The organism is Candidatus Streptomyces philanthi (genome assembly GCF_059553635.1).
Window position 1 is genome coordinate 1 of the sequence record NZ_JCANQV010000274.1, and the last position, 7,570, is coordinate 7,570.

The 7,570-nt window shown below is 70.8% G+C and carries 6 protein-coding genes; 3 read left to right on the top strand and 3 right to left on the bottom strand.

Annotation, left to right across the window (positions count from 1 at the left end):
* Positions 1 to 444, top strand: a 444-nt coding sequence (locus AC51EU_RS24290; protein WP_496269184.1) for an Rv3235 family protein, incomplete at its 5' end; no start/stop codon positions are given.
* A 102-nt stretch (positions 445 to 546) separates the two neighbouring features.
* Here the strand turns inward: AC51EU_RS24290 and secA are convergent.
* Complete coding sequence (gene secA / locus AC51EU_RS24295; protein ID WP_496269185.1) at positions 547 to 3,375, bottom strand: preprotein translocase subunit SecA; 2,829 nt, start codon at positions 3,373 to 3,375, stop codon at positions 547 to 549.
* A gap of 241 nt (positions 3,376 to 3,616) precedes the next feature.
* On the opposite strand from secA, the gene AC51EU_RS24300 reads away from it, so the two are divergent.
* A complete protein-coding gene (locus AC51EU_RS24300) occupies positions 3,617 to 4,210 on the top strand; it encodes a GNAT family N-acetyltransferase (RefSeq protein ID WP_496269186.1) in 594 nt (197 codons plus the stop codon).
* A 38-nt stretch (positions 4,211 to 4,248) separates the two neighbouring features.
* Positions 4,249 to 5,436, top strand: a complete 1,188-nt coding sequence (locus AC51EU_RS24305; protein ID WP_496269187.1) for a winged helix-turn-helix domain-containing protein — start codon at positions 4,249 to 4,251, stop codon at positions 5,434 to 5,436.
* A 35-nt stretch (positions 5,437 to 5,471) separates the two neighbouring features.
* Here the strand turns inward: AC51EU_RS24305 and AC51EU_RS24310 are convergent, their stop codons facing one another.
* The gene (locus tag AC51EU_RS24310) at positions 5,472 to 6,221 is read right to left on the bottom strand and encodes a response regulator (protein WP_496269188.1); all 750 of its coding nucleotides are present in this window, start codon (positions 6,219 to 6,221) and stop codon (positions 5,472 to 5,474) included.
* A 233-nt stretch (positions 6,222 to 6,454) separates the two neighbouring features.
* The gene (gene hpf / locus AC51EU_RS24315) at positions 6,455 to 7,147 is read right to left on the bottom strand and encodes a ribosome hibernation-promoting factor, HPF/YfiA family (RefSeq protein ID WP_496269189.1); all 693 of its coding nucleotides are present in this window, start codon (positions 7,145 to 7,147) and stop codon (positions 6,455 to 6,457) included.
* Positions 7,148 to 7,570: the final 423 nt, after the last annotated feature.

Below are 7,570 nucleotides of genomic sequence, written 5' to 3' on the forward strand. Positions count from 1 at the left end.
CCGGCGGCCGCTGCGGCAGCCGCGGACCGACGGCCGGTACGACTCACCGCACTGCCGTCGGCAGGCGCTCAGCGGCGCGCACAGGAGCACCGGCCGCACCACTGGTTCGCCCGCCAGCTGGTGCTCACGCTCAGCGGCGAGCGCCCGGTGCACGCCCTCTTAGGGCACGCGCTGCCGGCCGCGTACGACCGCCTGGTGGAGCTGGCCCCGCTCAAGCCGCTGCGGCCGATCGCCGGGCCCGGTCCGGTGCGTACGGTGCCGACGGTGCGCGAGTGCGGGCTGTGCCAGCCGTGCCGCGGCGTCATCGAGGCGTTCGCCCGTGTCACCGCCGGTGAGCGCCTGCGGGCCCTGGCCTTCCGGCTGGAGCTGGGCGCGGACTCCCGGTGGCGCTGCGCCGCCCTGGACATCGGCCCGACCCCGGCCGTCTGGGGCCCGCCCCGGTGAGGCGCCCCGGTGAGGCGCCCCGGCACGACGATGCCCCGGCCGGAGACCGGCCGGGGCACTCCCGTCATGTCACCGCCACAGGCCCTTGGGGCCCAGCACGGCTCACTTCTTGCGGCGGCGGCCGCCCTTCTGGGCCTTGCGGCGCTCCGCGCGGGTCAGGCCGTCGGCCGCGGAACGGACCGGGCCGGTGTCCTCGTCGCTGACGAGGTCGCCCTCGATGACACCGCCCTCGCCGTCGACCGTCGGCGCGGAGAAGTGCAGCCGGTCCGGGCGCTGCGGCGCCTCCAGCCCCTTGGCGTGGATCTCCGGGCGGCCCGCGCCGGCCGGGACGGCCTCCGCGGCGTCCTTCTCCAGCGAGGTCCGCTCCGCGGCCTCGGGCACCGGGACCTCCTCGACCTGCTGCTCCACCTGGACCTCCAGGTTGAACAGATAGCCGACGGACTCCTCCTTGATGCCCTCCATCATCGCGGTGAACATGTCGAAGCCCTCGCGCTGGTACTCCACCAGCGGGTCCTTCTGGGCCATCGCGCGCAGGCCGATGCCCTCCTGGAGGTAGTCCATCTCGTAGAGGTGCTCGCGCCACTTGCGGTCCAGCACGGAGAGGACGACCCGGCGCTCCAGCTCGCGCATGATGTCGGAGCCGAGCTGCTTCTCCCGGGCGGCGTACTGCTCGTGGATGTCCTCCTTGACGGCGTCCCCGATGAACTCCGCCGTGATGCCCGCGCGGTCGCCGGCCTCGTCCTCCAGCTCCTCGACCGTCACCTTGACGGGGTAGAGCTGCTTGAAGGCGCCCCACAGCCGGTCGAGATCCCACTCCTCAGCGAAGCCCTCGACCGTCTCCGCCTGGACGTAGGCGTCGATCGTGTCGTCCATGAAGTGCTTGATCTGGTCCTGGAGGTCCTCGCCCTCCAGGACGCGGCGGCGCTCGCCGTAGATGACCTCACGCTGGCGGTTGAGGACCTCGTCGTACTTCAGAACGTTCTTGCGGGTCTCGAAGTTCTGCTGCTCGACCTGCGACTGGGCGGAGGCGATCGCCCGGGTCACCATCTTGTTCTCGATCGGGACGTCGTCGGGCACGTTGGCCATCGCCATCACGCGCTCGACCATCTGCGCCTTGAACAGCCGCATCAGATCGTCGCCCAGCGAGAGGTAGAAGCGGGACTCGCCCGGGTCGCCCTGACGGCCGGAGCGGCCGCGCAGCTGGTTGTCGATACGGCGCGACTCGTGCCGCTCGGTGCCGAGGACGTAGAGCCCGCCGAGGCCCTTGACCTCCTCGAACTCCGCCTTGACGGCCGCCTCGGCGTGCTCCAGCGCGGCGGGCAGCGCGGCCGCCCACTCCTCGACGTGCTCGACCGGGTCGAGGCCCATCCGGCGCAGCTCGGCCTCGGCGAGGTCGTCGGGGTTGCCCCCGAGCTTGATGTCCGTACCACGGCCGGCCATGTTGGTGGCGACGGTGACGGCGCCCTTGCGTCCCGCCTGGGCGACGATCGACGCCTCCCGCTCGTGGTGCTTGGCGTTGAGGACCTCGTGCGCGATGCCGCGCTTGCTGAGCTGCTGGGAGAGGTACTCGGACTTCTCGACCGAGGTGGTGCCGACCAGGATCGGCTGGCCCTGCTCGTGCTTCTTGGCGATGTCCTCGACGACCGCGTCGAACTTGGCGGGCTCGGTCCGGTAGATCAGGTCCGGCTGGTCCTTGCGCACCATCGGGCGGTTGGTGGGGATGGGAACGACGCCGAGCTTGTAGATCTGGTGGAACTCGGCGGCCTCGGTCATCGCCGTACCGGTCATGCCGGAGAGCTTGTCGTAGAGGCGGAAGAAGTTCTGGAGGGTGATCGTGGCGAGCGTCTGGTTCTCGTCCTTGATCTCCACCCCCTCCTTCGCCTCGATGGCCTGGTGCATGCCCTCGTTGTAGCGGCGGCCGGCGAGGATACGGCCGGTGTGCTCGTCGACGATCATGACCTCGCCGTCGATGACGACGTAGTCCTTGTCGCGCTTGAACAGCTCCTTGGCCTTGATCGCGTTGTTGAGGTAGCCGACGAGGGGGGTGTTCACCGACTCGTAGAGGTTGTCGATGCCCAGCCAGTCCTCGACCTTGCCGACACCGGACTCGTGGATGCCGACGGTGCGCTTCTTCTCGTCGACGTCGTAGTCGCCGGTCTCCTCGATGCCGCGCTGCGGGTTGGCGGCCTCGCCCTTCTTCAGGCGGCGCACCAACTTGGCGAAGTCGCCGTACCACTTGGTGGCGGAGTCGGCCGGGCCGGAGATGATCAGCGGCGTACGGGCCTCGTCGACGAGGATGGAGTCGACCTCGTCGACGATGGCGAAATTGTGCCCGCGCTGGACCAGTTCGTCCTTCGACCAGGCCATGTTGTCGCGCAGGTAGTCGAAGCCGAACTCGTTGTTGGTGCCGTAGGTGATGTCGCAGTTGTACTGCTCACGGCGCTGGGCGGGCGTCATGTCGGCGAGGATGCAACCGACCGTGAGGCCCAGGAACTTGTGGACCCGGCCCATCAGCTCGGAGTCGCGCTCGGCCAGGTAGTCGTTGACCGTGATCAGGTGGACGCCCTTGCCGGACAGCGCGTTCAGATACGCCGGGAGGGTACCGACCAGGGTCTTGCCCTCACCGGTCTTCATCTCGGCGACGTACCCGAGGTGCAGCGCCGCGCCGCCCATCAGCTGGACGTCGTAGTGGCGCTGGCCGAGCACCCGCTTGGCGGCCTCGCGGACCGTGGCGAACGCCTCGGGGAGGAGGTCGTCCAGGGACTCGCCGTCCGCGTACCGCTGCTTGTACTCGTCGGTGAGCGCCCGCAGCTCGGCGTCGGAGAGGGCGGTGAAGTCCTCTTCGACGGAATTGACCTGGCCCGCGATGCGGTGCAGCTTGCGCAGGATCTTTCCTTCGCCTGCACGCATGATCTTCGTCAAGACGGACACTTGGGCTGGTCTCCTCGCCGGTCGGGCCTGCACTTTCCGTGCGCTGGCGCGGCATTTTCTCCAGGGGGCAGGCCCCGCCGCAACGGCCATCGTAAGGGAGGAGGCCGCCCGGCAGGGAGGTCCGCCGCAGCGAACCCGCTGATCCCCTCCCCCGGTGAACGTACGGCGGCGCGCGATGGTGCCGGGGGCCTCCCCCCGAAAAACGCTCGCCCCTCCTGCGGCGGCCGCGCAGAATCCCTGCATGGAGCCCCTTGTCCTCACCACGGACCGCCTCGTCCTGCGCCCCTTCGGGCCGTCCGACGCCACCGCGGTGCACGCCGCCTGCCAGGACCCCGAGATACCCCGATGGACGAGCGTGCCGTCCCCGTACACCGTCCGGGACGCGGAACGGTACGTCGGCACGGACGCCCCGCGGGGCTGGTACGACGACACCGCCTACGCCTTCGCCGTGGCCCTGCGCGACGGCGGCCCGCTGGTCGGCTCGGTGGCCCTGGTCCGGCTCACCGCCCTGCCCGCCCCGGAGCGGCAGGCCGAGCTGGGCTACTGGACGGCGCGGGAGCACCGCGGCCGGGGCTACACCACCGAGGCGGCCGGGGCCCTGGCCCGCTGGGCCTTCCGCGACCTGGGCGTGGAGCGGCTGGAGTGGCGGGCCGAGGCCGGGAACGAGGGCTCGCGCGCCGTCGCCCTCAGGGCCGGCTTCCGTATGGAGGGCACTCTCCGCGCGGCACTGGTGCACTCCGGCACCCGGCGCGACGCGTGGATCGGCTCCCTGCTGCCGTCCGACCTCGCCGGCGGACCCGCGGACACGACGCCGTATCTGCCCCACCCGGGCTGAACCGCCCCGTTGTCGGTACCCGCCCCTAGTCTTTGCGCATGACCGCCGTGACACCGTCCTCGCCGCCGCCCGTCACCTCTCTCTCACGCGCCGAGGCGCGCCGTCTGGCCCTGCGGGCACAGGGCCTGCTGGGCGCGCCGGACCGCCGCGCGGGGGTGCGCGGCGTGCTGCGGCACCTGGGCGCCGTGCAGCTGGACACGATCTCGGTCCTGGCCCGGTCGCACGAGCTCATCCCCTACGCCCGGCTCGGCGCGGTCGGCCGCCGCGACGTCGAGGCGGCGTACTGGGCCGGGACCCGCAGCTTCGAGTACTGGTCGCACGCCGCGTGCATCCTCCCGATCGAGGAGTGGCCCCTCTTCGCGTTCCGGCGGCGCGCCTACCGCGCCCGCTCCCGGTGGAACAGCGAGGTGTCGCCCGCCGCGTACGAGGCGGTCCTCGGCCGGCTCGCCGCCGAGGGGCCGCTGACCGCCACGGAGCTGGGCGGCGCCAGGAACGGCGGGCCGTGGTGGGACTGGAGCGAGTCCAAGACCGCCGTGGAGCGGGCGCTGATGTTCGGCGAGGTGGTCTGCACGGAACGACGCGGCTGGAAGAGGGTCTACGACCTCGCCGAGCGGGCCGTCCCCGGGGAGCTGTTCACGGACGGGCTGTCCGACGCCGAGTGCACCCGCCGGCTGGTCGCGCGGGCCGGTGCCGCGATGGGCGTCGCCACCCGCGCCGATCTCGCGGACTACCACCGTCTCAAGGGCGATCAGGTCGACGCCGTGGTCGCCAACTCCGGGCTGGTACCGGTCGAGGTCGAGGGCTGGGACAGGCCCGGCTGGGCCGATCCGGCCGCGCTCGCCGACCCGCCCCGCGGCCGGCACCGTACGACGCTGCTGTCGCCGTTCGACTCCCTGGTCTGGGACCGCCCGCGGACGGAGCGGATCTTCGGGTTCACGCACCGGCTGGAGGCGTATGTGCCCCGGCAGCGGCGGGTGCACGGCTATTTCGTGATGCCGCTGCTGGCCGGCGGTGAGCTGGTGGGCCGGGTGGACCCGGCCCGTGAGGGGCGCACGCTGGTCGCCCGGCAGGTGTCGATGAGCGGGGCGAAGGCCGTACGGCCGATGGCACGGGCCCTGTACGAGGCCGCGGGGTGGGTGGGCTGCGACGACATCCGCCTCGAACGCTGCGACGACGCCGGGCTGGCCGCCGCGCTGCGCGGAGAGCTCAAGCTGATCGGCGGCTGAGGGGGGCGCGCCGCGGGGCGGTGGCCCCGCGGCGGTCAGCGGATCTCCAGGATCTTCTCCCGCATCGCGTACACCACGGCTTCCATCCGGGAGTGCAGTTGCAGCTTCTCCAGGATGTTGCGGACGTGGTTCTTCACGGTGTTCTCGGAGATGAAGAGTTCCTTGGCGATGTCGCGGTTGTTCATACCGGTGGCGACGAGCTTGAGCACCTCCAACTCCCGGTCGGTGAGCCGGGGGGCGGGCACCAGCCGCCGCTCGTCGGTGCGCTGGATCATCGACTTGAACTCGGTCAGCAGCTTGGACGCCATCGAGGGGCTGATCTGCGACTGGCCGTCGGCGACGGCGCGGATCGCGGTCGCCACCTCGTCGGTGGAGATCTCCTTGAGCAGATAGCCCGTGGCACCGGCCTTGATCGCGTCGTAGAGGTCGGCCTCCTCGTCACTGATCGTCAGCATGATGATCTTCGCGCTGGGGGCCACCTCCTTGATCGCGGTGCATGCCTCGATGCCGCCGCGCCGGGGCATCCGTACGTCCATCAGCACGATGTCGGGCAGCAGGTCGGCGGCCTTGTCCACCGCCTCCGCGCCGTCGCCGGCCTCGCCGACGACCTGGATGTCCTCCTCCTGGGCGAGAACGATCTCCAGACCGCGCCGGAAGAGAGCGTGATCGTCCACCACCAGGACCCGGATCGGTTCCTCGCGCGGCAGGCGCCGCCGATCGCCGTCCCCCGCGGCGCCTCCCCCGGCTTCCGCGGCACCGCCCACGGGCCCGAAGCTGTCCCCCATCGTTCCTCCCCGTCAACTACTCGGCCGAAGGGCCAGAGTTTGGAAATAAGGCTGGTTGACGACAGCCCTCTACGGCCAGCCCGATCAACGCCATACGCTCGTCTCCCCGGCAACTCGCCGTTGTCCGCCCACGTGCTTCCTGGCTGGCACCAACTCTATACGGCCCCAACTCGTCCTTCCCGCAGGCACGATGGTGCCCCCGGTACGCACCGGGGGCACCGAACGGATGAAGGTCAGCCGGCCAGCGCGCCGCCCGCGCCGCCGGGTTCTTCCTCCCCGAACGAGTCGGGGTTCAGGTGGATGACGCCGTAGTCGTAGGCGTGCCGCCGGTAGACGACGCTGGGCAGCTTGGTCTCGGCGTCGACGAAGAGATAGAAGTCGTGGCCGACCAGTTCCATCTCGTAGAGGGCCTGGTCGAGGGCCATCGGGGCCGCCGAGTGGGTCTTCTCGCGGACGACCAGCGGGCCTTCGCCCTGGACGTCCAGCGACCCCACCCTCGTGGTGGGTACCTGCTCCTCGGACGCCGCGTAGGTACCGAGTTCACCGTTGGTGTTCAGGCGCGCGGCGTCGGGGACGGTCACGGCGACGTCGCTCGCCGGGATGCGGCCGTTGCCACGGCGCGAGTGCCGCTTGTCGTGCTGCTTGCGCAGCCGCGCCTCCAGCTTGGCGGTGGCCAGATCCAGCGCGGCGTACGGGTCGCCGGCCGCCGCCTCGGCCCGGACCACCGGGCCACGGGAGCGGAGGGTGATCTCCACTCGGTCGGAACGGTCTGCCTGCCGAGGATTGGGTTCCTTGGACACCTCGACGTCCAGGCTGATCACCTTGCCGTCGAGCTTCTGGACCTTCTCCAGCTTCAGCTTCTCGGCCACGTGCTTCCGGAACCGCTCGGGCACCTCGGTCTTGCGGCCCTTGACGACGATGTCCACGCAGAACTCCGTTCCCGGATCGCTCCGCACAGCGGGCGGAACGCATCCTTCTTGCACCAGGCTCCGGTGGGTGCCGAAGCCTCGGACTTGGCGACTTACACCTCTCCTCCCCCAGGAAAGCGATCTTCACTCCCGTTTTTCCGGTCGTTCCAAAAGCCCCTGAAAACAGCCATCACGACATCCGAGGCAAAGCATCCGCCAAGTCCTCACAACTGAACATAGCTCGCCCGGACGGGTGTCGGCACCCCCTCACGGCCTTCAGATCCATTTGCGTGATCCCGCACCCCCAAAAGCAGCTATATCGGACAGCGCCGGGCCGTTCCCGTAGGACACGAAGGCCGCTCGCGGGGCCGCGACCACCGCCGCGCCCGCCACATCGCCGCCGGCGGCCGCCACCGCACGCGCCGCCTCGGCCAGCGTGGC

What these genes read in the sequence shown, in the direction of transcription:
- AC51EU_RS24300 (WP_496269186.1), top strand. Translation starts at nt 3,617, where the DNA reads ATGGAGCCCCTTGTCCTCACCACGGACCGCCTCGTCCTGCGCCCCTTC.
- AC51EU_RS24305 (WP_496269187.1), top strand. Translation starts at nt 4,249, where the DNA reads ATGACCGCCGTGACACCGTCCTCGCCGCCGCCCGTCACCTCTCTCTCA.
- AC51EU_RS24310 (WP_496269188.1), bottom strand. Translation starts at nt 6,221, where the DNA reads ATGGGGGACAGCTTCGGGCCCGTGGGCGGTGCCGCGGAAGCCGGGGGA.